The sequence below is a fragment of the Cytobacillus sp. NCCP-133 genome, assembly GCF_026011715.1.
Classification (GTDB): domain Bacteria; phylum Bacillota; class Bacilli; order Bacillales; family Cytobacillaceae; genus Cytobacillus.
Genome location: NZ_BRVM01000005.1, coordinates 177,895 through 200,313, shown reverse-complemented (window position 1 = coordinate 200,313; position 22,419 = coordinate 177,895). Strand labels below are relative to the sequence as shown.

The 22,419-nt window shown below is 39.5% G+C and carries 25 protein-coding genes, 2 pseudogenes and 1 riboswitch; of the genes and pseudogenes, 5 read left to right on the top strand and 22 right to left on the bottom strand.

The features are described 5' to 3' along the window. The 3 genes and pseudogenes from NCCP133_RS09040 to NCCP133_RS09030 all read right to left on the bottom strand — a co-directional run. Positions 1–579 (bottom strand): annotated as a pseudogene (locus NCCP133_RS09040) (IS1380 family transposase); the annotation flags it as partial. A 7-nt stretch (positions 580–586) separates the two neighbouring features. Then, a complete protein-coding gene (locus NCCP133_RS09035; protein ID WP_442874253.1) occupies positions 587–1,000 on the bottom strand; it encodes an alpha-amylase family glycosyl hydrolase in 414 nt (137 codons plus the stop codon). 83 nt (positions 1,001–1,083) lie between these two features. Further along, positions 1,084–1,254, bottom strand: a complete 171-nt coding sequence (locus tag NCCP133_RS09030; RefSeq protein WP_264804598.1) for a hypothetical protein — start codon at positions 1,252–1,254, stop codon at positions 1,084–1,086. Positions 1,255–1,524: 270 nt separating this feature from the next. Between NCCP133_RS09030 and NCCP133_RS09025 the strand changes: the two genes are divergently transcribed. Beyond that, the gene (locus NCCP133_RS09025) at positions 1,525–2,481 is read left to right on the top strand and encodes an alpha/beta hydrolase (protein WP_264804597.1); all 957 of its coding nucleotides are present in this window, start codon (positions 1,525–1,527) and stop codon (positions 2,479–2,481) included. Between the two features lie 84 nt (positions 2,482–2,565). On the opposite strand, the pseudogene NCCP133_RS09020 reads toward NCCP133_RS09025, so the two are convergent. Next, positions 2,566–4,009 (bottom strand): annotated as a pseudogene (locus tag NCCP133_RS09020) (glycoside hydrolase family 1 protein). Positions 4,010–4,679: 670 nt separating this feature from the next. On the opposite strand from NCCP133_RS09020, the gene NCCP133_RS09015 reads away from it, so the two are divergent. Continuing rightward, a complete protein-coding gene (locus tag NCCP133_RS09015; RefSeq protein ID WP_264804596.1) occupies positions 4,680–4,922 on the top strand; it encodes a DUF2164 domain-containing protein in 243 nt (80 codons plus the stop codon). 153 nt (positions 4,923–5,075) lie between these two features. Here NCCP133_RS09015 and NCCP133_RS09010 read toward each other — a convergent pair whose 3' ends face one another. Both NCCP133_RS09010 and NCCP133_RS09005 read right to left on the bottom strand, forming a co-directional pair. Further along, positions 5,076–5,522 carry an ArsI/CadI family heavy metal resistance metalloenzyme gene (locus tag NCCP133_RS09010; protein ID WP_264804608.1) on the bottom strand — a complete coding sequence of 149 codons (447 nt, stop codon included), beginning with the start codon at positions 5,520–5,522 and terminating at the stop codon, positions 5,076–5,078. Positions 5,523–5,659: 137 nt separating this feature from the next. After that, positions 5,660–5,815 (bottom strand): hypothetical protein, encoded by a 156-nt coding sequence (locus tag NCCP133_RS09005; protein WP_264804595.1) that lies wholly within the window; start codon positions 5,813–5,815, stop codon positions 5,660–5,662. A 269-nt stretch (positions 5,816–6,084) separates the two neighbouring features. Between NCCP133_RS09005 and NCCP133_RS09000 the strand changes: the two genes are divergently transcribed. Continuing rightward, positions 6,085–6,270 carry a hypothetical protein gene (locus NCCP133_RS09000; protein ID WP_264804594.1) on the top strand — a complete coding sequence of 62 codons (186 nt, stop codon included), beginning with the start codon at positions 6,085–6,087 and terminating at the stop codon, positions 6,268–6,270. Between the two features lie 142 nt (positions 6,271–6,412). Here the strand turns inward: NCCP133_RS09000 and NCCP133_RS08995 are convergent, their stop codons facing one another. The 8 genes from NCCP133_RS08995 to NCCP133_RS08960 form a co-directional block, all read right to left on the bottom strand. Continuing rightward, positions 6,413–6,583 carry a hypothetical protein gene (locus NCCP133_RS08995; RefSeq protein ID WP_264804593.1) on the bottom strand — a complete coding sequence of 57 codons (171 nt, stop codon included), beginning with the start codon at positions 6,581–6,583 and terminating at the stop codon, positions 6,413–6,415. Between the two features lie 158 nt (positions 6,584–6,741). Then, complete coding sequence (locus NCCP133_RS08990; RefSeq protein ID WP_264804592.1) at positions 6,742–7,164, bottom strand: protein-tyrosine phosphatase family protein; 423 nt, start codon at positions 7,162–7,164, stop codon at positions 6,742–6,744. A 17-nt stretch (positions 7,165–7,181) separates the two neighbouring features. After that, complete coding sequence (arsA, locus tag NCCP133_RS08985; RefSeq protein ID WP_264804591.1) at positions 7,182–8,957, bottom strand: arsenical pump-driving ATPase; 1,776 nt, start codon at positions 8,955–8,957, stop codon at positions 7,182–7,184. A gap of 16 nt (positions 8,958–8,973) precedes the next feature. After that, positions 8,974–9,333, bottom strand: coding sequence for an arsenite efflux transporter metallochaperone ArsD (arsD, locus tag NCCP133_RS08980; RefSeq protein WP_264804589.1), 360 nt, complete (start codon positions 9,331–9,333; stop codon positions 8,974–8,976). 84 nt (positions 9,334–9,417) lie between these two features. Then, complete coding sequence (arsC, locus tag NCCP133_RS08975; RefSeq protein ID WP_264804588.1) at positions 9,418–9,837, bottom strand: arsenate reductase (thioredoxin); 420 nt, start codon at positions 9,835–9,837, stop codon at positions 9,418–9,420. 214 nt (positions 9,838–10,051) lie between these two features. Further along, complete coding sequence (locus tag NCCP133_RS08970) at positions 10,052–11,347, bottom strand: arsenic transporter (RefSeq protein WP_264804586.1); 1,296 nt, start codon at positions 11,345–11,347, stop codon at positions 10,052–10,054. Positions 11,348–11,361: 14 nt separating this feature from the next. Continuing rightward, a complete protein-coding gene (locus NCCP133_RS08965; RefSeq protein ID WP_264804585.1) occupies positions 11,362–11,706 on the bottom strand; it encodes an ArsR/SmtB family transcription factor in 345 nt (114 codons plus the stop codon). A gap of 222 nt (positions 11,707–11,928) precedes the next feature. Continuing rightward, positions 11,929–12,228, bottom strand: coding sequence for a hypothetical protein (locus NCCP133_RS08960; protein WP_264804584.1), 300 nt, complete (start codon positions 12,226–12,228; stop codon positions 11,929–11,931). 226 nt (positions 12,229–12,454) lie between these two features. Here NCCP133_RS08960 and NCCP133_RS08955 point away from each other — a divergent pair, with 226 nt between their 5' ends. Beyond that, positions 12,455–12,952 (top strand): J domain-containing protein, encoded by a 498-nt coding sequence (locus tag NCCP133_RS08955; protein WP_264804583.1) that lies wholly within the window; start codon positions 12,455–12,457, stop codon positions 12,950–12,952. Positions 12,953–13,603: 651 nt separating this feature from the next. Here NCCP133_RS08955 and NCCP133_RS08950 read toward each other — a convergent pair. From NCCP133_RS08950 to brnQ, 7 genes are all read right to left on the bottom strand, one after another. Next, positions 13,604–13,933 (bottom strand): YnfA family protein, encoded by a 330-nt coding sequence (locus NCCP133_RS08950; RefSeq protein WP_264804582.1) that lies wholly within the window; start codon positions 13,931–13,933, stop codon positions 13,604–13,606. 107 nt (positions 13,934–14,040) lie between these two features. Further along, positions 14,041–15,057 carry an STAS domain-containing protein gene (locus NCCP133_RS08945; RefSeq protein WP_264804581.1) on the bottom strand — a complete coding sequence of 339 codons (1,017 nt, stop codon included), beginning with the start codon at positions 15,055–15,057 and terminating at the stop codon, positions 14,041–14,043. A gap of 561 nt (positions 15,058–15,618) precedes the next feature. Then, a complete protein-coding gene (locus tag NCCP133_RS08940) occupies positions 15,619–15,822 on the bottom strand; it encodes a YkvS family protein (RefSeq protein WP_264804580.1) in 204 nt (67 codons plus the stop codon). A gap of 26 nt (positions 15,823–15,848) precedes the next feature. Beyond that, complete coding sequence (locus tag NCCP133_RS08935) at positions 15,849–16,181, bottom strand: hypothetical protein (protein ID WP_264804579.1); 333 nt, start codon at positions 16,179–16,181, stop codon at positions 15,849–15,851. 68 nt (positions 16,182–16,249) lie between these two features. Further along, complete coding sequence (locus NCCP133_RS08930; protein ID WP_264804578.1) at positions 16,250–16,978, bottom strand: ZIP family metal transporter; 729 nt, start codon at positions 16,976–16,978, stop codon at positions 16,250–16,252. A gap of 204 nt (positions 16,979–17,182) precedes the next feature. Beyond that, entirely contained in the window at positions 17,183–18,055 is an 873-nt protein-coding gene (locus NCCP133_RS08925; protein WP_264804577.1) for a 5'-methylthioadenosine/S-adenosylhomocysteine nucleosidase, read from the bottom strand. A 134-nt stretch (positions 18,056–18,189) separates the two neighbouring features. Further along, positions 18,190–18,293, bottom strand: a riboswitch (purine riboswitch). A gap of 392 nt (positions 18,294–18,685) precedes the next feature. After that, positions 18,686–20,035: a branched-chain amino acid transport system II carrier protein gene (brnQ, locus tag NCCP133_RS08920; protein WP_264804576.1), complete on the bottom strand. Its 1,350-nt coding sequence runs from the start codon at positions 20,033–20,035 to the stop codon at positions 18,686–18,688. A 310-nt stretch (positions 20,036–20,345) separates the two neighbouring features. Here brnQ and NCCP133_RS08915 point away from each other — a divergent pair, with 310 nt between their 5' ends. Then, positions 20,346–21,008: a GntR family transcriptional regulator gene (locus tag NCCP133_RS08915; protein WP_264804575.1), complete on the top strand. Its 663-nt coding sequence runs from the start codon at positions 20,346–20,348 to the stop codon at positions 21,006–21,008. Between the two features lie 189 nt (positions 21,009–21,197). On the opposite strand, the gene NCCP133_RS08910 is transcribed toward NCCP133_RS08915, so the two are convergent. Beyond that, on the bottom strand, positions 21,198–22,397 hold the full coding sequence (locus NCCP133_RS08910; RefSeq protein ID WP_264804574.1) for a phosphoglycerate dehydrogenase: 1,200 nt from the start codon (positions 22,395–22,397) through the stop codon (positions 21,198–21,200). Positions 22,398–22,419 lie beyond the last annotated feature (22 nt).

Below are 22,419 nucleotides of genomic sequence, written 5' to 3'. Positions count from 1 at the left end.
CACGTAATACACGGATTCTTTCTCACACAAATCATATAAAGCCGGGACGGCAAAACCACTGTCGCCACGGACAAATGGTGTGGTTTCTGGGAACTTTTTGTTGTAATGTTCAATGAGTGGCTGGATGAACTCGACGACACCGTTAGAAGTATAGACATTTCCAGGCCGCAGACTGGCTTTGAGAAAATCGCCGGTCACCCCGTCAAAAGCCACTAGAGGGTGGAAGCCAACGGTTCCGTAATGGGCATTGTAAGCCGCAGACTCTTGATTTCCATAGGTATCTGAATGGGTAGAATCCAAGTCAAAGATGACGGCTTTTGAATCCCTGAATGGATGTACTTTATCGATAAGTTCCTGGTTGGCTTGATTCAGTTCCTCGATCGATTGACGATCAAAGCGCCTAAAGAAACGGGACAGGCTTGGCTGCGAAGCTAGCGCAGCCGTACCGATGATTTGAGTAAATACAGGGTCTTTCGTCAATTGATCAGCTGCGTCATCTTCGGTATACCCAGCAATGATCTGATAAATCTTTTGGCGAAGCAAATTTTCGTTTGAATGCACGTAATAGCGCCTTTTATCTAGATTGTCAGATAGCCGTTTGTAGTTGATTAGTGATTTTTGGTGAATAATTCAGGTTAGAAAATGTTTCTCTGTTTAATTCATGCAAAAATTCCTCAATACCAGGCTGATTCCTTGTTTTCTTTGTACATTTACCCAGCCCATCTGCCCCATTTGCAGGGATGTGATCATAATTTTGATCTTTCTTAATAAAAATAATGGCATCGACCCTAAATCCGGCAATTCCTTTTTCCAGCCAATGGTTGACCATTTTGTATAACTCTTCTCGAACTTTCTTGTTTTCCCACTTTAAGTCGGGCTGTTTCACATGGAAGGAATGAAAATAATACTCGTCTGTCCCATGCAATGGTTCCCACACACTTCCGCCAAAAACTGAGCCCCAATTAGTTGGAGGCTGTCCATTCTTACCAGGCTTTAAGATATAATAATCCCAATATTGGCTTAAGTTTTATTTCAACGTAAAACTCTTTTTTACTAAAAACAACTTAGGGTATATTTTATCATTTAAGCAAAATTCTGGTTAAGTTCCCTTTCACTAATGGATATCCTGACCGATAAATCTTTCGTACGCAAAACATAATCTTTAATTCCAATAAATTCAGATTCAGCAATCAAGTAAAATTGAGTTCCCTTTTTTAGCCCTTTAAAATGATTCTTAAGCCTATATCTCTTCATGATCTAATCCAGCTGCTCCCATAATTTTTCGGCCAAACTGATATGCGATCTGTGATTAGAAAAAATACCAGTTATGGCTAAACCGTTTTATGTGTACATTGTACCATAAAGCTTTGGCATTCCCTCTGTTTCTTTATAAACGACTATGGCAGGAATAAAAAACAGCCCAAATCATATGAGATTTGAACTGCTTATGATATTTCATTCCATTATAATTTAATGGAATATAGACAAACTAAACTCTAAGAATTCAACGGAAGGACCATCCTTATGATAGATCAAAAAAACATAGCAAGGATCCTTGAAAGATTGGCTGATTCAGATCAAAAAATGAACTTTAGAAACCCAGTTTCCCTATCCAATGATATGAAAGAGTACCTGAATTATTATGGATTTGTTTTAAAGGATATTGACTATCATTTTGGAAAGATTGATATGAATGGAACAAAAATTATGGTGCAGATGTTTTCACCCGAAACACCCATTGGAACTGTTATACTGTTGCATGGATACCTGGATCACGTTGGAGTTTTAAAAAATACCATTCAGCACTTAAACCATTACCAATACCGCGTCATCAGCTATGATTTGCAAGGCCATGGGCTATCGGGAGGAGAGGCAGCCTCTGTGAAAAGCTTCTCAGACTATGTAGAAACGCTTGAAAAGCTGATGAGCAAAACAAAACAGGAAATTCCAGGCCCTTTTTATGGGATCGGACATAGTACAGGCGGCGCCATTTTGATTAACTATGTTTTAACACGGCGAGAATCACACTTTAAGAAAATGATTCTGGTTGCTCCATTAGTGCGTTCTCACCATTGGTATTTATCCAAGATTGGTTTTTATCTGATGAAACCAGTTCCTTTCGTGAAGAAAGTCCATCGGAAATTCCGGGATAATTCTTCGGATAAACAATTTACCAGCTTTATAAAGAACGATCCTTTGCAGCCAAGAGCGATACCGGTAGAATGGGTAAGTTCACTCATTCATTGGAATAAGGAAATTCAAACGTTAAATCCGGCAACTATTGAAACACTGGTAGTTCAAGGAACAAACGATCAGACGGTTGATTGGGAGTATAATATGGATTTTATTGAGAGCAAATTCAGCCATACAAAGGTAAAGCTTATTAAAAATGGAAGGCACCATTTGCTTAACGAAAAGCCTATCATTCGCGATCAGGTATTCGAGGAGGTTGTCAGTTTTCTGTCATATGAATGTGTGTAAACTAAAAGGCTCTGTTAGCTTTTGTTCAAATTAGCACAAAAGCTAACAGAGCCAAATGTTTAATCTGCCTCAGCACCCAAAAAATTACAGCATTTCTCCATTTGCCGCAATGACATCTTTATACCAAAAGAAAGACTTCTTCTTTTTCCGTTCTAATGTTCCGCTTTCATCATCATGTTTATCAACATAAATATAACCATAACGCTTGGAGAACTCGCCGGTTGACATGCTGACCATATCGATGCAGCCCCAGCTTGTATAACCCATTAAGTCTACACCATCTTCGATCGCATCGCCCATTGCTTTCATATGCTCACGGAGATAGTCAATTCGGTAGTCATCCTGAATTGTTCCATCTTCTTCTATGTTGTCGTAGGCACCCAGCCCATTTTCTACAACAAAAAGCGGCTTCTGATAGCGATCGTATAATTTATTTAAGCTGATACGCAATCCTTTAGGGTCGATTTCCCATCCCCAATCACTCGTATCCAGGAATGGATTTCTCACCCCGCCAATAATGTTGCCTTCTGAAGAATCCTCATCGCCCTTTTCTTTCTTCTCTGTACGGGACATATAATAACTGAAGCCAATATAATCTACAATCCTTTCCTTCAGCAATTCCAGGTCTCCTTCGTGAATATCCAATTCGATATCGTGTTCTTTGAAATATCGCTGAATGAATGCCGGGTATTCCCCTCTCACCTGTACATCTGCACAATAATAATTGAAAAGCTGTTCCTCCTGAAGTGCATACATGACATTTTGAGGATTGCTGTCATAGGCGTATACTGGTGCGAAAAGAATCATGCAGCCAATCTTTGAGTCAGGAATAATCTCATGGCAGGCTTTAACCGCAATGGCGCTTGTCACAAATTGATGATGGTACGCCTGGAAGATTGGCTGGTACTTGTCCTTTTCACTTTGATAGGAAAAGCCAAGTCCTTGAATCGGCATTACCAGACCGCGATTGATTTCTTTAAAAGTCATCCAGTACTTTATTTTATCCTTATAGCATAGCGATTTAAAATCGTCATTGCATATCTCTTAAAAAAATTACAACTTGACGATTTCTCCAGCCGCCATATTCCTTCACCAAATGAAGGGGCATTTCATAATGAGAAATGGTAACCACTGGTTCAATTCCATGCTTTTGCAATTCATCAAACACCCGGTCCTAAAAAACCAATCCCTCTTCATTTGCTTCCTCTTCATCCCCATTCGGGAAAATACGCGACCATGCAATCGACATGCGGAATGCTTTAAAACCCATTTCAGCAACTAAGGCTATATCTTCTTTGTATCGTTGATAAAAGTCAATCGCTTCATGGTTTGGATAGTATTGATCAGGTTGAATCTCAAAATCAAAGCCTGGATTCATTAAGATGTTATACCGCTCTTTTCCGCCTGGAAGCACATCAGCGATATTCAGTCCTTTCTTCCCTTCATGAAATCCGCCTTCTATTTGATTTGCTGCAGTTGCGCCACCCCATAGAAAATCTTGTGAAAGAAGAAGCAGCAGCTGATACATCTGCCATATATTCCATTAATAATACAATGTAAAGATAGAAGGTTTCACTAAAGCAAAAACTGGATGAAATAATAGAGAAACAAACAAATTTTAGTTTTAAGAAGGATTCACGGGGAATAAATTAGAATAACTAAACATGAACAATGGGGAGGTGACTGAAGTGAATTACCTTTGCTATAAGGCGATGGAAGCTTTTAAGAAAGATGCTGAGCGCCAGAAAGCAGCAGAGCTTCAAAAAGGGAATTCAACTAACGGAAAATCAAAATAAGAATTGTTTCATCTAAATCCACCGTTCTGTCATCCAACTAACTGGATGGCTTTTTTTATGTGGCCATGTCAAAATAGCTGGAAAATTCAACCATTATCGTTAAAAATAAAACGGACAAAATGGTTTTTAAGAATTTTTGAAATAAAGCTTTTTGCTGTCTGATAAAGGTTCATAGTGATTACCATTTACCGTATAGTGAGAATTATTCTTTTAATAGAATTCTCTCTATGGGAAAATTCTTTCCAGTGTTAAGCATGGCTCTGGCCTCCCATATTGTGCGCCTGAGCAGGTATTACTTGCAAGCTCCTGCTTGTACAATTAATTTCTAAAAATAACAGACTTTCATTTATGAAGCAAACACTGTATAGTAACCTGTGTTACATACGGGAAGGATGGATACATATGTTTATTAAACTGACTAAAGAGCAGCAGCAAATGATGATTTCGGATATACAGACTTTTTTTTCTCAGGAACGAGACGAAGAAATATCGGAGTTTGGCGCTGAGAGAGTATTGGGTTTTGTCAAGGCGTCACTTGCACCGCATTTCTATAATGCCGCGATGTCAGATGTCAAACATGTCGTTGAACAGCAATATGCTTCAATGGAAGATGAAATATTGACACTCGAACGCCCGATTAAGTAATTTCATTTGCCAAACATCCATTCCATTGGTTCCTACTATGGAATGATGTTGATTTATCAAACTCTGTATCAGTTTTTTAAACTGCTTTTTTAACCGTCAAATCTGCTAATTTCTTACTAAAAAACCGCTGAAATTTTTCAGCGGTCAAAACATTTATGAACAGCATTTTGAATTATTAACATCTACCTCAATTGGCTGTGCTGCACAGCATGTTGACTCAGCTGCCATGAATTCCACATCCGCTTTCGTATAGAAAAATTCCCATTCATTGCCGTCTGGATCGGTTACCCAGAATTTGTCCTGGGTTGCATAACAGCATGTAACATCCATTTCTTCCCTTGCAAAAAAGCCCAGCTTCTCTAGACGGTCTTTGTGCAGCAGAACTTCATCCTTATTTTCTACTTGAAAACCAAAATGGCCAACCTGATTGCCGGAAACTTTATCTTTTACATTTAACGTAAAATTAAGGCCGGGATCTTCTAATAAAAATTTCGCATAATCTTCTTTTATTTTTACAGGTTCTGTATGAAATACCTTAGAATAGAATTCAATCGATTGGTTTAAATCTGTCACATTAATTCCTACATGTACTTTCATGATAAGAACTCCTCCTTAAATTTATTAGTCAAAATTTCTTTGAAACGGCACCTGCAGAATTTCGCTTCAGACACTGTTTTCTGTTTTAAATAGCCTGCCAAATTGACAATAGCTTTATCAATAGGCCATACCAATAGGAATTAGCAGCAAGAAGACTCTTCTTCTTCCGAAAAGCTGCAGCAAGTTGAGACATTTTGTGAGGACTTCTCTTGCATTTTTTCAACCTCTTTTATTTCAATACCACAGCAGCCTGAAGAACTCGTTTGTTTGCCAAATAAGCTTTTCATAAAATTCATGCTTAACAGCTCCTTTTATTTTGGTGATTATAAATCAATTTTTTTTGATTTACTCTTTAAGTATATTAGCAATTATTTCAAATTGCAACCAATTCATCAAAAAAAATCGATAAAAAGATCGCCACAAATATTAAATCATTTTTTTGATTTGGAGTTGACATATGAAAATTTTGGATATATGATTAATTAATCAAGATAATTTGATTTAACGGAAAAGATTTTTTTAATTTTAAAATCAATTTTTTTTGATTAATTAAGGAGGAAAGAAGATGGATTATTACAATTACAAATTGATCATCAAAATGAAGCAGCAGGAAATTGAAAGGCTATCCAAAGATGCCTGGAGGTATTCCCATGTAAGGCAAGAATCACTTTTAAGCAGATTGGTTAAAAAATTCACTGCCAAGAAAAAAGCTCACAATCAAAAACAACGCGTTTGCTTGTGCAAATGCTAGGAGGGAAAATAAAATGATAATGGACACCCTTAACGTTGTCATGTGTACTCTCTCGGGATTTATATTCTATCTCGTTTAATTCCAGATATAAAAAAAGAAGGCCAATGAAATCAATGGCCTTCCTTTTACAAGTTGTTTTATCCTAACAGCAATCACTTTCATTGCCCAAAAGAACAAGCCCATTTCCTCGTTCACTAAAATCAAGAACTAGATTTTCAGCAGCACTTTCAATGTCAGGGTCAATGGCTACAATGATTTCGTTAATCGTCATTTCTTTATCATTTTCTTCCGGCTCATCCAGAGCCAGCCCCACTTTTGGCTGTCCTCAGCCAAAGCCTGCAAAATAAAAACGGATATTTTTCGCATTGTGTTCTTGAAGCAGTTCCTTCAAGAAGTCACGAGCTTGGTCAGTTATCTTCACTTTCTTTTCACCCTTTGTTTAGTATTAATAAACCTTCCCCTATTGTAACATTAAGCATTAGGATATAGGCGCTTTAAAGATTCCTTCATCTCAGGCTTCACATTAATTTTAGGCCGAATTGACTTTGCGATTGCTTCCGCTTCTTCGATTGTATTTGCTTTACCTAAAGATAAAAGTGTTCCGATTGCCACTGTTCCTGTACGATTACTTCCGCCTCCGCAGTGGAAATAGACCTTTTTTTCTTCATTAAAAGCTTTTACAACATGGTCGATGGATGTTTGTATGGATTCATCTTGTTTATCAGCGTCATCGGCAATCGGGCTATGAATTCGCTCGTATGGAGCTTCTGCCGTTTCGGCCCGCAAGTCAAAGATAACATCTGCTTTTTCATTCTCAATAACATCTGCCGCATCATCAGCACCGCCAATGTAAATGCGGTCTTTAATTAATTCATCATAATTTTTATTAGCCATGTCCACTCCGCCTTTTATTAAGAATAAGTTAGGAATTTTTTCATTTCTTCATATCCAGTGTTTTCTTCACTCATTAATGGGACTATAGCTGTTTTCCTGCTTAATTCTTCTGTCACTTTCTTTATCCACTCGATTTCAGCCTGGGCTCTTCCCTTGAGTACAGGATCTTTTGTGTCAGTAGCATACAGACTTTGATTGATCAGCCACCACTTTGGAGAGATTTCTGCACGGTTTAAATCTTCCTGCAGTCTGCCCGCTTCCAGGACAGGTGTTGCTTCCGCCAATGTCACAATCACTACGCCTGTTTCCTTAGGATTTCTCAATCTCGGCAAGAGGCTCTTCACACTTTCTGGTATTTCGCCTGTCGAGCGTGCCAATTCTTTATGGTAAGACTGGGCGGCGTCCAATAGAAGCAGTGTATGCCCAGAAGGAGCTGTGTCAATTACCACAATTTCATCATTTGATTTAGCAACAACTTCAGCAAATGCACGGAATACCGCAATTTCTTCCGTACATGGCGAATTTAAATCTTCTTCAATATACGCAATCGCTTCTTCATCAAGCTCGCTGCTTACGTTTGATAAAATCTCCGTTTTGTATGCGTCTACTTCTCTTTTAGGATCTATGCGGCTAATGGTTAAATTTTGATTTAATTCACTATTTTTAAACACAAAATCAAGATGTGCAGCCGGGTCCGTTGTGGTTAAATGGACTTTATGACCTTTTTCAACCATGCCAACTGCGATAGCAGATGCCATGGTGGTTTTGCCTACTCCGCCTTTTCCCATCGTAAAAATGACTCTTGTATCATTGAATGAAAAATCATTAATAACTTCACTCAGTCCCGGCAAGCTGAACGCTAGCTTTTCACTATTTGTTTCTGCTTCAGGCAATGTATAATGCTTAAATAAATAACGGAGATTTTTTAATCCAGTCAGTGAATACGAAACAAATGGCAGCGAGTATGTTGCAACCTGCTTTAATTCCTCCGGTATTTGTTTTAATGCATTTCGCTGCCGGTTATATAAAGACGATGATATTTGATCATCAGGTATTTGTGTCTGCATTAATCCATTAATAATGAGTGCTTGATTTTTGATGCCAATCTCCCTTAATTCCTTGGAAGCCCGCTCTGCCTCAAGAAGGGATGACACATCAGGCCGTGCCACCAGAACTAACGTTGTTCGGGCTTGGTCAGCAAGTGCTTCCATTGTCATGGCATAGATTTGCTTTTTCTCTGCCAATCCTGATAAAGGACCCAAACATGATGCGCCATGTGTGCTTTCTTCGAGAAAACCGCTCCATGCAGTAGGCAGCTGAAGCAGGCGAAGGGTATGGCCAGTAGGAGCTGTATCAAAAATAATATGATCATATGATTCCACAACAGACGAGTCTGAAAGCAGATTAGTAAACTCATCAAAAGCTGCAATCTCGACCGTACAAGCTCCGGAAAGCTGCTCCTCCATCGTTGTCAAAACAGTATCAGGGAGCTTTCCGCGATAAGGTCCGATGATCTTATCACGATAAGCCCGGGCAGCTTCTTCAGGATCCAAATTACATGCAGAAAGGTTTTGAACACTTGGGATAGCCATCGGTGCATTTGTCAGCTCCACTTCCAGGACATCCTGCAGATTGGAAGCAGGGTCCGTACTGACCAGCAAAACTTTTTTCCCCTCATCAGCCAATTTAACAGCGGATGCACAGGCTGTTGATGTTTTCCCTACACCGCCTTTACCGGTAAAGAACAGAAATTTTGTGTTTGCGACCATTTCCGTACTAAATGGTTGAAACATAACCTTCCACTCCCTTCTATATTAAATCAAGCTTCTTGCTGACCTTAGACTTTTTCTCAGCTAGTTCTTCTGCTTTGATGCCAAACCATTCGGCAAGTTCATCATTTGAAGGATACTTTCCTTCCTTAATTATAGCTCCATTTAATAAAGTGACTGGAAGAGCATCTGGCCCCTTATCCTGGAGAACTTTGTTCACTTCATTATTATCTGCAAAAGCTGCCGGCTCACTTCCCAGGTTATACCTTTTAATTTCGTACCCCTTCTTATCCAGTGCGAAAACTGCGGCTGCCATTCTTGTTAATTCCGGGTCAACACTTGGTCCGCACACGCCTGTCGGACAGCATAATGCTGGGTCAAATACTTCAACTTTGTTCATTTCAAACAGCTCCTTTTTACATCATATATTTATCTTTTTTGTTAAAGAAAAGCCAAGAGAGTAAAATCTCATGGCTATCCTATTTTACTTTCCGGTTTCAGCAAAGGTTTTGATGCGGTCGCCTATTTCATCCCGGACACGCTGGAAGAATGCCCATTTTTCTTCCTCTGTTCCTTCTGCTTTGGCTGGGTCATCAAATCCCCAGTGCTCACGCTTCACATAAGGAGGGGTCATCGGGCACTTATCCGCTGCATCACCGCAAAGAGTAATAACTAAATCTGCATTATTTAATATTTCAGGGTCAATGATATCAGAAGTCTGGTTTGATATATCAATGCCGGACTCTTTCATTGCTTTTACAGCATTCGGGTTCAAGCCATGTGCTTCAATCCCTGCACTGTATACCTTCCACTCATCGCCTAAATGCTTCTTTGCCCATCCTTCAGCCATTTGGCTGCGGCAAGAGTTTCCAGTACATAGAAAGTAGATTGTTTTTTTTGTCATGTTAAGACTCTCCTTTTTTATTATCATTTATTAATTGATGGCTTTGTTAAAGCCCAGATTTTGGCACTGAGTTAATTGGAGCGGAAGGTGCGAGACTCCTCTCACGAGATGAAAGTTAAAGTGAAACCCCGCAGGCGCGAATACGCCGAGGAGGCTCACGGACCGCCCGCAAAAGAGTACCTGCTCCGGAAATCAACGGGCGAGCTTGACAGAGCTAAATAATAAGCAACCAAATATATAATCCAGCTAATGTGATGAACAAGGTTGGAATTGTTAACACAATTCCAGTCTTAAAGTATGTTCCCCATGAGATTTTTACACCCTTCAGCGATAATACATGCAGCCAGAGCAGGGTTGCGAGAGAACCAATTGGCGTTATTTTCGGACCAAGATCCGATCCAATCACATTCGCATAAATCAGTGCTTCACGGATGACTCCGCTCGTATTGGTATCAGCAATCGCAAGAGCGTCAATCATTACGGTTGGCATATTATTCATTACAGAAGAAAGAATTGCAGCGATAAATCCCATCCCGATTGTCGCGGCAAATAACCCCTGGTCTGCCGTAAGCTGAATCAAATCAGCCAATACATTAGTCAAACCGACATTTCTTAATCCGTATACAACTACATACATGCCAATGGAGAAAAAGACAATTGCCCACGGCGCTCCTTTTACAACTGTCCGTGTATTAACAGCATGACTCTTTCTGGCCATCATTAAGAAGAAAATGGCCACGATGCCTGCAATAATTGAAACAGGAACACCTACGAATTCACTTGCAAAATAGCCAATTAACAAGATTCCCAGAACAAACCAGGACAATCGGAACATTTTGTTGTCACGAACTGCTTCTACTGGCTTCTTTAATTGTGACAGGTCATAATCCCTTGGTATGCTTTTTCTAAAATAAAGATATAGAACAATGATGCTTGCTGCCAAAGAAAAGAGATTTGGAATGATCATTCTGGAAGCAAACTCAGCAAACCCAATCCCAAAGAAGTCGGCAGATACGATATTAACCAGATTGCTGACAACCAATGGAAGTGAAGTTGTATCTGCAATAAATCCGCTGGCAATGATAAAAGGGAAAACCATCTTTTCATTGAAGTTTAGGTTTCTCACCATTGCAAGCACGATCGGTGTTAAAATAAGTGCTGCTCCATCGTTGGCAAAAAATGCAGCTACAAGAGCCCCTAAAATCGAAACGTACACAAACATTCTTACGCCGTTTCCCTTTGCTGCTCTGGCCATGTGCAATGCTGCCCATTCAAAAAAGCCAATTTCGTCTAAAATCAGTGAAATGATTATGATGGCAACGAAAGCCAGAGTGGCATTCCAAACAATGGAAGTTACATCGATTACATCTTTGAAGTCAACAACGCCCATAATCAATGCAAGTATGGCTCCCCCACAGGCAGACCATCCAATGGATAAGCCTTTTGGCTGCCAAATGACTAATACGAGGGTGATCAAAAAAATCACCGATGCTAGTACAATTTGAGTCAATGTATTCCCCCCTCTTACTCACAGGAAATTCGCAATCCCTGTTCTTCCAATTCTTTTAATTTAAAATCCTGATTGGGAAGGTGATTCAGCAGGTTTTGAACCAAAGGATAATAATCGCTTTCTTTTTTTAATGAGTAAATGATCCACTGGCCTCGTCTTGCTTCCCTAACCACCCCGGCATCTTTTAATTTTCGTATATGCTGGCTAATGGCAGGCTGGCTCATTTTAAAAATCTCTACAAATTCACATACACAGCAATCATTTGCATCTAATATTTTCACCATGGTCAAACGAGTTTTATCGCCTAATAACTTTAAGATTCCTGCTGCTTTAACTATTTCAACTGTGGATACTTTCATCCGGTCATCACCTCCGCTTTTCACACATTAATATATAATAATCTGCTTATATAAGCAAATGATTTTATCTTTATTAACAAAATCTTAACATTTAGTATGGCTTCCTCTTCATTTTATATGTTCCTAAATAATCCTGCTCAAAAGCGAACAAGATTGCCAAAACAAAAAAGGTTTTTTGACACAAAAAAAAGCCGCCAAATCTGGCAGCTGGGATCCGACCTTCTACATCTTTTGTCTTTTTACTTCCTCATGTTCATCTAGATCGAGATGGGTTTGGGTATAGCCGTTTGCGACCCATTCCGCTCTCAATGCGGAGTCATATTGGGTAAGCCCTTTTTCTTCGGGCACCTTATCTGCATCCACACTTTCAACCTCGTCAATTTTTGCGCTGTTTCTCATGTCGGTATCCTCAAGCACTTCATCGCTATTCCTATGCTTATTTCTATAAGCTGAAGCAGCCAACGCAACTCCGCCTGCGGAAACAAGAGAACCTAAAACAAAACCCACAGTTGATTTTTTCATGTTTTATTCCTCCAATTATTTGATGTTTTCCTCTTACTCTCTTTAATACCCGCTTCTTGAAAAAATAATCTCACATCCAATAACTGTAAGGTGGTTGAAATACTTTTGTAACGGAGTAAATATACTTTAATACTCTGTTATATGTCTGTTCTTTTTCTGAATCTAAATAGTGGTATCATTAATTTATCTGTAAATTAAGACACATATATAAAGAGAGTGACAAAAAATGCTGAATGTGAACGAAGCTGTAGAACAATTAAGAGAAGCAGGTATTGAAGCAGAAGATAAGGATGTTGTCCGCTGGATTGAGGAAGGCAGAATAAAAGCGGAACGAAATCAGAGACGGAAAACATCCTACAAAATGAAAATAAAAGATTTGACCGATTTTATTTTCCAAAAACAAGCCGATCAGCATCAAAAGAAATTGGATAGCATTCTGAAAGAAGTCAAAGATTTAAAAGCGCAAATTGAAATATTGCAGACGCGGATAAATATTGAGGAATCCAAAGTGCGCTCATTAAAGAAAATGGTTCACAAACAGAATGCCATTTCACCATCCGAAGAAATGAGCCCGTTTGAATTTCTGGGCCTTAATGGTGAACCGGATGTACAATTAATGAAAAAAGAATTTAAAAAGCTCCTGAAAGCCCTCCATCCCGACAGAGGCGGAGATGAAAGGCTTTTTAAAGTATTCAGTGAGCATTATAGGAACTTACAATTGTAAGAATTAGAAGCCGAAATTAACACTGTTCTCAAAAAGCAAGCACGGGTATGTCATTGCAATGAATCAGCCATCTTTTTTTGATTGGGATTAAAGGTTCAGCTTCGAAAAAAATATTTAAGCAGATTCTCATACTACCGAGTTTGAAAGACCAGGTCTTTATCGTCAAACACGTAATTAATAGGTCCTGATTCAAGTGTTCTATCATCAAGCTTCAATAACTTTTATGTAGAAACATTTCCTGCTAACGTAAAGTCTTCCTGATTTGGTGTTTTAAATCGTTTCGTAAAAGATGAAGCCCCTATAGCCAGAAGGGAAAATTTGATCGCTTACTATGGGGTTCTGAACCGGGCAAAAAATCAGTTTTGAGCATCAACTCTTACTTAGTCCACATTTGTCATCTGTCAAAATGACACCGAATATATGAGTAATATGAGCTATCTAGCTCATTCGCTTTCCTGCTTCATGGACCTTTCATGACGACCTTGTTTTCTTCCTCAACCGATTTTCCGGCTTCATGAGCACTTCATGACGACCTTGCTTTCTTCCTCAACCGATTTTTCGGCTTCCTAGTTCAGTACCCACACATTCAAAAACAAAACATTAAAATAGCCGGGCTACAAGTACAATAACTGTACCAGGGCCAGGCATCTTTTACTGGCGGGGAGCAAATAAAATGATTGAAGCCCCTATAATACAGACTCCTGCACCAAGCCAGTCATAGAAATCAGGTGTTTTCCGATCAATGCCCCATCCCCATAAAATGGATAGAACAATAAAAACGCCACCATAGGCCGCATAGACTCTGCCGAATGAAGGAAAGGCCTGAAAAGCAGCGATAACACCATAAAGGGCAATGATAAGCCCTCCGCCTATTCCCCAATAATACGGCTTTCCTTCTCTAATCCACTGCCAAATCAGATAGCCTCCGCCAATTTCAGCAAATCCAGCTAAAATAAATAGGACAACTGCATGAAACACCATTACCACCGCTTCCTAATTATGTATAGTTCCTGCTTCATTATAAACAAAGAAAAAGAGCAGGGAGTATATTCCTTGCACTATATCCCGAGTCTATTCACCATAATAGCTTACACGATCCTCCGGCCGCTTTTTCCCAATGCATAATAAATCCCATGCTGCAGACTCTGCAGACACTCAAACTTTTTGAGATTCGTCAAGGATTGGGAAATCATAGTTGCCAACTCCGCCGAAATGCCGACCAAAATTACATCTGTGCCAAGCAGTTTTGCTGCAGTACTTAATTTATCAATTAACTCCGCTGTATGCTGAGAGATGTCATCATTAAGACCAGTAAGGTCAAGAAGAAGATGGTTCGCTTTATAATAGGGAAGTTTCGTTAATGTATGCGAGATTAAATCTTCCGCACGCCCTTCATCATATTTTCCTATCAGAGGAACGACAATAATCCCTTCAAGTACTGGAATGATTGGAGATGAAAGCTCCTTCACAAGCTTTTGCAGCATTTGGGTTTTATCGTCCACTAATCGCTCCAGCTTTTTTATTTGCTCTGCTTCTTTCCGCCTGGACTGCTCGTGGATATTTTGCTTTATATCAACCTCAGATGGAAAATATTCAATAACGCTATATGGGTTCTCATGATTTTGCAGCCGTATAATCTTATACCAATAACTCTGGCCAAATAAGCCTGTGAATACTCCCGCATAATGGGATGGTACGAAAATCCCATCTGTTTGTCCGGTGCCCAGCTGATTCATTTTAAATTCCCAGTCATCCTGAATATGTAATGTAAAAGCTTTTTTGTCATTATCTATTTTTACAATTTCCACTTTTCCCCATCCTGCAGGTGAATAGGTACTTGATATCCACTCAACCACATTTGATGTATCGATAAGTTTCATTTCCTGGAATCCTTGTCCTACTATGATGCCTTGGCGATAACCAGTTGTTTCAAGAACGAGATTTGTGGCTTCCTCACCAGATATCTCACGAATCGTATCAAAAAAGGTTTTCATGGCTGAAATCCAGAAGAATACTACATCTCCGCCTTCAAACAGGACCTCTCCGGAATTCAGGTCCCACTTCAGATTCACTCCGCCGACAACTAACTCTTTTTTCCTTTCCACATCTTTCCCCCCATTATTTTGTTATCACAATCATTCTCATTCGTGAAGATAAATATCATCACCATCTTCATTACGCCTGTCTCTTTACTGCACTTCCATAAACACCGAAGCTATTTTTCACAGAGGGATAGTAACCAGTATTTATTACCCGATTTCCATTATGTTTAAACCTTGCCTTCTATCGAATAATTTCCAAAAATCGTGACATTTTCATAAACTTCCCTGGCCGTGTATCATCTGGGAATCCATGGCTGACATCTCTATATAAGCCTAATCCATCCCTTTGTTTTCTTTGCTCTTTCCCCGTGAATGCTTTTTACAGGAGAGCAGACAATTTCTTTAATGTGCCCAATTAACATAGAAGATTTCTCCACACAAAAAAAACCATGACAGCCCATTCGCCTATCATGGAAATTTTGTTATTGCGGCCGCTTTGTTTTTCGCTTTAACAATTCATTCTTGTCCGCCTGAATGATTTTTTTTCGAACATCGGGCGGAATAGATGAGGATGATCCTTTCGGTTGTTTTGGAGCTTTCATCCGAAACTGCCTCCTTGCCGTTTTATTTTACCACCTTATATCGTTTATGGCTGATCACCGTTTTTATTGGCTCATCCTTCTTTGGATTGATGCCTAAATCAACAATGACGGAGTTGTCTCGTACCACTACCACTCTTCCCTTTTTTCCTTTTTCTGCACCGCTTGTGATGCTAATCGTATCTCCTACATCCGCTTTTTTCAAATTATTTACTGTTTCTTCAGCCATCTCGATTCTCCTTTTAATACTTTTATTTACAGCTGTTTTTTATCCGCAGCTGTCTTCGCTATGTCGCTAGTATTGCCGTTTCCTTGTTTCACAAAACCAATTTTTAAAATTTGAAATGACATCCTTATCGTTTTTGTAAGCCTTTTTACATTAAGATTTTTTAAATTATTATTCAACCCCGCTCTTATAATCATCATAACACTGCCAGCGGGGAAAAACGAAATAGATAAGCCTGGCTGACATCTGTTAAAAATAAAACACTTCCGATTAAATAGAAAACGCCAAGCAGCATTCAGGTATTTTCCAACCTCGATGTGTATATCTTCATGCTGCTCCCGGACGACATGATTAAATTTCATGGAATAACACCTCTATTTTTGTTTTCCGCGATAAAAACCTTCCTGTTTTTATCTGTAAAAATCTACTCTTAGGAAAATTGGTCAAGGATCAGGCTAACCAGCAATCCGGCTGCAGCAATAAAACCTGTCATTGGCCCGCTGTCTTCAAACGCTTCAGGCATCATCGTGGATGCCACCATTGCAATAATCGCTCCCCCAGCAAAGCCGGCAATCCCTGAGACCAACTCAATAGAAGCACCATCCAAAAATAAGAATCCTGCCAAAGAAGCAAGTCCCGAAATGACGAATACCACTCCCCATAGGATTAGGATCTTCCGCTTTGAATACCCGCTTTTTGCCATACCTGAGGTGCTTGAAAGACCCTCAGGAAAATTGCTAATAAAGATGGCGGTAACCAACAGGAAGCTAACTGACTGTTTTTCAAGCAGGCTCGCACCAATCATGATCGATTCAGGGATAGCATCCATAACCGTACCGATGAACAGAATGATTCCGTTTGTGGAATCATTTTTCTGTCCAGACCTTTTGCGGTTCTGTGCACCTTTTTTTGAGATAATCATATCAAAAAGTGTAAAAGTGATTGCTCCTGCAACAAATCCTATGCTCGTTGGCATTAGTCCGCCATTTTGGACTGACTCCCCAAGAAGTTCATAAGCAGCCGCTCCGATTAATACACCCGTTCCGAATGCCATTATGTATCCAATCATTTTTTTCCGAATGGGTAAAAACATTGCTGTCAATGCACCTAATAAAACCGCTGATCCGGACACCCCTCCCCACATAACCGCATCCCACATCAATACCCGCTCCTTTTAAAAAGCTCCATTTTGCTATGATGTAGTATTACCCTGTTCATGAGTTTTTTAACGTAAGAAAACGCAAGACGCCGCAATGAGACAAACCGAAATGTGGAGGCGGCCGGAGCTAGACAAGTATCTAAGTTCAAAAGGATATAAATTCTGATATGAATAAAAAGCCTCCAAAATTGGAGGCTTCATTTATTATTTTTTATTCTTCATATCCGTAATATATTGCTTTACGACTTCATATACATAATCCTGATTGGCTTCAGCGGTATTTGGATTATATGCACCGCCGTTCGTTTTGTTATTGGACAAAACACGAATTCCTAAAAATGGAACGTTATATGCTTTAGAGATTTGAGCAGCTGCAGCCCCTTCCATTTCTTCTACTGAGGTTTCATATTTTTCATGGAACCAATTAATGCGGTCCACTTCATTATTCCATACATCGGCTGATCCGATTGTCCCTTCGACAACCTTGCCTTTTGTGTATTTATCTTTAACTGCCTTAGCTGCAGCAAGAATTTCTTTATCGCCTTCATAGTAACGGATGGTTTCAGCATTTGGATCTTCGCCGGCGCTGCCTTCTGAAGCCATTAAATCCATCGGAATCCACCCCATTGGTTCGATACCTTCGCCTTGCTCCAAATGCCCTGTCTTTAATGAACCAATATTAGTCGTTCTTTCTCCTAACACAATATCAAATACATTTAAGCTCGGATCATGACCTCCGGAAGTACCCTGGTTAATGATAGCAGCCGGATTATACTTTTCAATGGCTATCGCTGTCGCAGCAGCTGTATTTTCCATTCCTTTTCCTGTCTTCGCAACGATCACTGGATACTTGTCCAGTTTCCCTTTGTAAAACACGAACGTTCCTGATTTTTCAATTTTTACTTTATCTAATCGCTCAGCAAATTTTTCAGCTTCGATTGGCATAGGCCCCTGGATCAGAATCGGCCTTTGAGCACCTTCTGCCTCTGTTTCAAATTTTGGTACAGACGTGCATCCAGCAAGCATCGATACAGACAATAAAGCTGCTGCTGCTAATGAAGCGAATTTCTTTCTCATCAATAATCTCTCCCCTTCTCTTGTTATTTGACACACTCGGATTGGACCATAGAAAAAGGCCTGGAAAAAGCAGAATGACGACTTCCACCTTCCAGACCTGCGGAGTTAAAGTAATGTTCGTAAATTACAGAACTTGTCCAAATACTTTAACCCGTAGTCCGGTTCTTTCATTGGGAACCAGGTAGAAACGCTCAGACCATATTACCGAGCATATACGAGTGATGAAATAAAATAATATTACTATGCAAATATAACAAATAACAAAGAGAAGCGCAACAAAAAATACGAATAATATTACTAAAATACTATAAAAGGTTCGTTTATATCAAAAAAATAATAAAATATTCCTTACTTAGCTGGATAATTTGCAAGGATTTCTTAATGTACCACCCTCACCACAAATTTTATTAGGAGGTTTTGAGATTTATATTTGCAAATTCTCCTATATTTCTGCAACTTTTCTTGTAGTTTCAGGTTTTTAATTTTATCTGCAGCTTCCCTGTTAAAGGATACACTGGCCCATTAAGAAAAGCGCAAGGCGACTGGAGCTAGACAGTTGTCTAATTTCAAAAGGACATAAATTCTGATATAAAAAAAAAGACCCAGATTCTTTTCTCTGGGACCTTATCGTTATGCTGCTTTTTCAGCTCGTGCAGAATGTGAATGGCTATTCTTCATCAATCCAACTACAAATCCAATCAGACCGCCAGCAATAGCTGGGAAAATCCACCCTAAACCAACCCCATACAATGGAAGGATTGCATTAAATAGGGCATTGATTGGTGCAAAGCTAATTCCTGCTGCATTTAAACCATCAAATAAACTAACGACAAATGTGAGGAGCATGCTGCCCTGATAAACTTCCTTCTTACCTTTAAAAATTGGATGAAGGAAAGTCAGTGCCATCAACGCAATTGCCAGTGGGTAGATACCGACTAAAACGGGAACAGAGATAGCAATTAATTGGCTTAGCCCAAAGTTTGCTAAAACCGCACTGAAAGTCGTTAATACAATGACAAAAGTTTTGTAAGAAATCTTTGGCATCAATTTATTGAAGTAAGATGAACAAGCTGTAATCAGACCGATGCTTGTTGTTAAGCATGCGCCAAAAACAATCACACTTAACAGGATCGCACCAAATGATCCGAAATAGTGCTTAGAAGCACCTGATAAAACACTGCCGCCGTTCTCCAATAGTCCTAGGCCACTCACGCTAGAAGCGCCAATAAAAGAAAGTGAGGTATAAATAATCGCTAAAAGTCCTGCTGCAATGACGCCCGCTTTTGCAATCGAAACCATAATTTCTTTCTTCGTTGAAGCGCCTTTTTCTTTCACTGCATTTACCACAATAATTCCGAATACAAAAGCAGCAAGAGCATCCATCGTTAGGTAGCCTTCCTGGAACCCTTTAAAGAATGCACCGCTTAGAAAATTTTCAGCTGGAGCCTGAAAAGCACCCATTGGATTGAAAAATGCTGTACCAATCAGGATGGCAATGACAATTAGTAAAAGCGGTGTTAAATATTTTCCTACGATATCAACAATACTGGATGATTTCAATGAAAAATAAGCTGTAATTCCAAAGAAGATGATAGAAAAAATAATGATCCCTATTACACTGCTGCCTTCTGAAAGATATGGCTTAATTCCAATTTCGAATGAAACCGTTGCTGTTCTCGGAATCGCAAAAAGCGGACCAATTGATAAATAAAGCGCTACAGTAAATGCTAATCCAAAAAGCGGATTTACACGGCTTGCCAATGATTGTAAATCACTCTTACCTGAAAACCCCAAGGCAAGGATGCCAAGGAGCGGCAGCCCAACACCTGTCAGGATAAATCCTGCATTTGCTTGCCAGATATTCGTTCCTGCTGATTGGCCCAGCATTGCTGGAAAAATTAAGTTTCCTGCGCCAAAGAATAAAGCAAACAGCATAAACCCGACCGTTACGATGTATGAAAAAGGTATTTTATTGCTCATATTCATCCTCCTAGAATTCTGCCTATTTTCATCAATGGAATTCCATTAATTTAACAATCTATTAAATCCAAATCTTCCGAATAATTTTTTCGCAGTAATTTTTTTATTATTCTATACTGTGTAATATATTGCATAATTCAAGATAACACACCCGGCATACTTATGCAATATATCGCACAAAATTTTTGTCGAATTATGTGATATATTGAATTTTTCTAGAAAGTTCTCTATACTAAATTAATATCTATTGGAATAATTTTAAAATAGGTAGATAAATAGTATTTAGATAAAGAAAAAGGTGGTTACAGCTATGCCGATTCCTTCCAATTTCTCATCACCTACCCGCATTTCAGCAAAAGAGCGTGCATTTTCACAAATCCAGGAATGGATTATTGACGGCACCTTGCAGCCTCAGGAAAAATTGACTGATGCCGATCTTGCCAAAGCATTAGGCGTTAGCCGTACCCCTATCAGGGAAGCACTTCAGCTGCTTAATGTCCATGGATTTGTCGAAATGTTTCCAGGTGTCGGGACGCAAGTTACTGAGGTCAAACCTGAAGATATTAGCAAAATTCTCCCTCCTTTAGGTGTTTTGCAAGCGCTTGCCGCTGAACTGGCTGCACCGGATATCAACCAGCAATCTATTGACCTTCTTCGTGAAGTTAACAAAAAATTCGCAAAGGCTTTAAAAGCCGGCGATACTTTTACAGCATTGAAGCAGGATGAAAAATTCCATAATATCATTATTGATCTTGCACAAAATTCATATATCTCGAATACGGTTTCAATGCTGCAAGCACATGTCATGCGGCTATATTATAATAAAACGATTATTCTAAAAGAACGCTCCATTAATGAACACGAAGAGATGTTAAAAGCGTTTGAACAGCGGAATAAGGAAAAAGCCGGCCAGATAGCGCGAACAAACTGGCTTCGTGCGATTGATGAGTATTATTCAGAAGAAAAATTATAAAATGACAAAAAGCAGCCATAACAGGCTGCTTTTCTTTTATTTGCATTTTTTTCGTTTTATTTGCAATAGCTGTATATGCAAATTCTCTAATTTAGCTGCAAATCAATATAATACTTCCAAAATTAAAATATCGTCAACCCGGAAGCTGCCGCAAACTAAAAGCCTCCATTTGATATGGAGGCTCCTTAATTAAATGATGCGTGCAGTCACAATGCCTTCAATTTGATGAATCTGGTTTAGCAGGCCTGGAATGATATCGCCATTCACTTTGTTATCTATATCAATCATGGTATATGCATATTCTCCGCGGCTGCGGTTCACCATGTCCGCAATGTTCAGCTGGTAGCTGGAAATCGCCAGTGTGATCTGTCCAACCATATTCGGAATATTTTTATGAAAAGCTGTCACACGTCTTTTGCCTGTATAAGGAAGTGCAGCATTTGGAAAGTTTACTGAATTTTTGACATTACCTGTTTCAAGGAAATGCTTTACCTGCCTTGCTGCCATGACAGCACAGTTTTCTTCTGATTCTGTCGTGGATGCGCCAAGGTGTGGAATCGCCACGGCATTTTTCATTTTTAATACATTTTCATTCGGGAAGTCTGTGATATACTTGCCCACTTTTCCGCTTTCAAGAGCAGCAGCCATATTCGCTTCATTTACAAGCTCGCCGCGTGAGAAGTTGAGAATATGAACCCCTTCTTTCATCATATTGAACGAATTCTCGTTAAACATTTCTCTTGTGTCGTCGGTTAACGGAACATGAACCGTGATATAATCAGATTCTGCAAACACCTGCTCAATTGTCATGGCGCGCTGGACATTACGGGATAAGGTCCAGGCTGTGTCGACGGAGATGAATGGATCAAACCCTACCACATCCATATCCAGTTCAAGCGCATCATTTGCCACAATGGCGCCAATCGCACCAAGGCCAATCACTCCAAGTGTTTTCCCTTTAATTTCTTTTCCTACAAATTGCTTCTTTCCTGCTTCTACAAGCTTAGGGATTTGATTGCCCTCATTTTTGAGCGTTTTAGTCCAGGCAATTCCGGCGAATAGATTCCGGGATGAAGCCATCAGAGATGTCAGTACCATTTCCTTCACAGCATTTGCGTTGGCTCCAGGTGTATTAAATACAACAATGCCTTGCTCCGTGCATTTATCGACTGGGATATTGTTGACACCTGCACCGGCACGTGCTATTGCCTTTAAATTATCGGCAAATTCCATTGAATGCATATTATAGCTACGCAGCACAATCGCATCCGGATTATCGCTTTCATTGTCAATTTTAAAATGATCCTTGTTAAATACTTCAAGGCCGCTTTTTGCAATGGCGTTTAACGTTTTAATCGTCTTCACTTTGTCTAAAGTCATGGTACTCAATGTACTCTCCCCTTTTCTTGTT

Excerpts from the sequence above, each read along its gene's own strand:
- NCCP133_RS08965 (WP_264804585.1), bottom strand. The coding sequence starts at position 11,706 with ATGAAAGTATCCACAGTTGAAATAGTTAAAGCAGCAGGAATCTTAAAG.
- NCCP133_RS08955 (WP_264804583.1), top strand. The coding sequence starts at position 12,455 with ATGCTGAATGTGAACGAAGCTGTAGAACAATTAAGAGAAGCAGGTATT.
- NCCP133_RS08930 (WP_264804578.1), bottom strand. The coding sequence starts at position 16,978 with ATGTGGGATGCGGTTATGTGGGGAGGGGTGTCCGGATCAGCGGTTTTA.
- NCCP133_RS09015 (WP_264804596.1), top strand. The coding sequence starts at position 4,680 with ATGTTTATTAAACTGACTAAAGAGCAGCAGCAAATGATGATTTCGGAT.
- brnQ (WP_264804576.1), bottom strand. The coding sequence starts at position 20,035 with ATGAGCAATAAAATACCTTTTTCATACATCGTAACGGTCGGGTTTATG.
- NCCP133_RS09025 (WP_264804597.1), top strand. The coding sequence starts at position 1,525 with ATGATAGATCAAAAAAACATAGCAAGGATCCTTGAAAGATTGGCTGAT.
- NCCP133_RS09000 (WP_264804594.1), top strand. The coding sequence starts at position 6,085 with ATGGATTATTACAATTACAAATTGATCATCAAAATGAAGCAGCAGGAA.
- NCCP133_RS08990 (WP_264804592.1), bottom strand. The coding sequence starts at position 7,164 with ATGGCTAATAAAAATTATGATGAATTAATTAAAGACCGCATTTACATT.
- NCCP133_RS08960 (WP_264804584.1), bottom strand. The coding sequence starts at position 12,228 with ATGAAAAAATCAACTGTGGGTTTTGTTTTAGGTTCTCTTGTTTCCGCA.
- NCCP133_RS08935 (WP_264804579.1), bottom strand. The coding sequence starts at position 16,181 with ATGAAATTTAATCATGTCGTCCGGGAGCAGCATGAAGATATACACATC.
- arsD (WP_264804589.1), bottom strand. The coding sequence starts at position 9,333 with ATGAACAAAGTTGAAGTATTTGACCCAGCATTATGCTGTCCGACAGGC.
- NCCP133_RS09005 (WP_264804595.1), bottom strand. The coding sequence starts at position 5,815 with ATGAATTTTATGAAAAGCTTATTTGGCAAACAAACGAGTTCTTCAGGC.
- NCCP133_RS08915 (WP_264804575.1), top strand. The coding sequence starts at position 20,346 with ATGCCGATTCCTTCCAATTTCTCATCACCTACCCGCATTTCAGCAAAA.
- NCCP133_RS08925 (WP_264804577.1), bottom strand. The coding sequence starts at position 18,055 with ATGAGAAAGAAATTCGCTTCATTAGCAGCAGCAGCTTTATTGTCTGTA.
- NCCP133_RS09030 (WP_264804598.1), bottom strand. The coding sequence starts at position 1,254 with ATGAAGAGATATAGGCTTAAGAATCATTTTAAAGGGCTAAAAAAGGGA.
- arsC (WP_264804588.1), bottom strand. The coding sequence starts at position 9,837 with ATGACAAAAAAAACAATCTACTTTCTATGTACTGGAAACTCTTGCCGC.
- NCCP133_RS08940 (WP_264804580.1), bottom strand. The coding sequence starts at position 15,822 with ATGGCTGAAGAAACAGTAAATAATTTGAAAAAAGCGGATGTAGGAGAT.
- arsA (WP_264804591.1), bottom strand. The coding sequence starts at position 8,957 with ATGTTTCAACCATTTAGTACGGAAATGGTCGCAAACACAAAATTTCTG.
- NCCP133_RS08950 (WP_264804582.1), bottom strand. The coding sequence starts at position 13,933 with ATGGTGTTTCATGCAGTTGTCCTATTTATTTTAGCTGGATTTGCTGAA.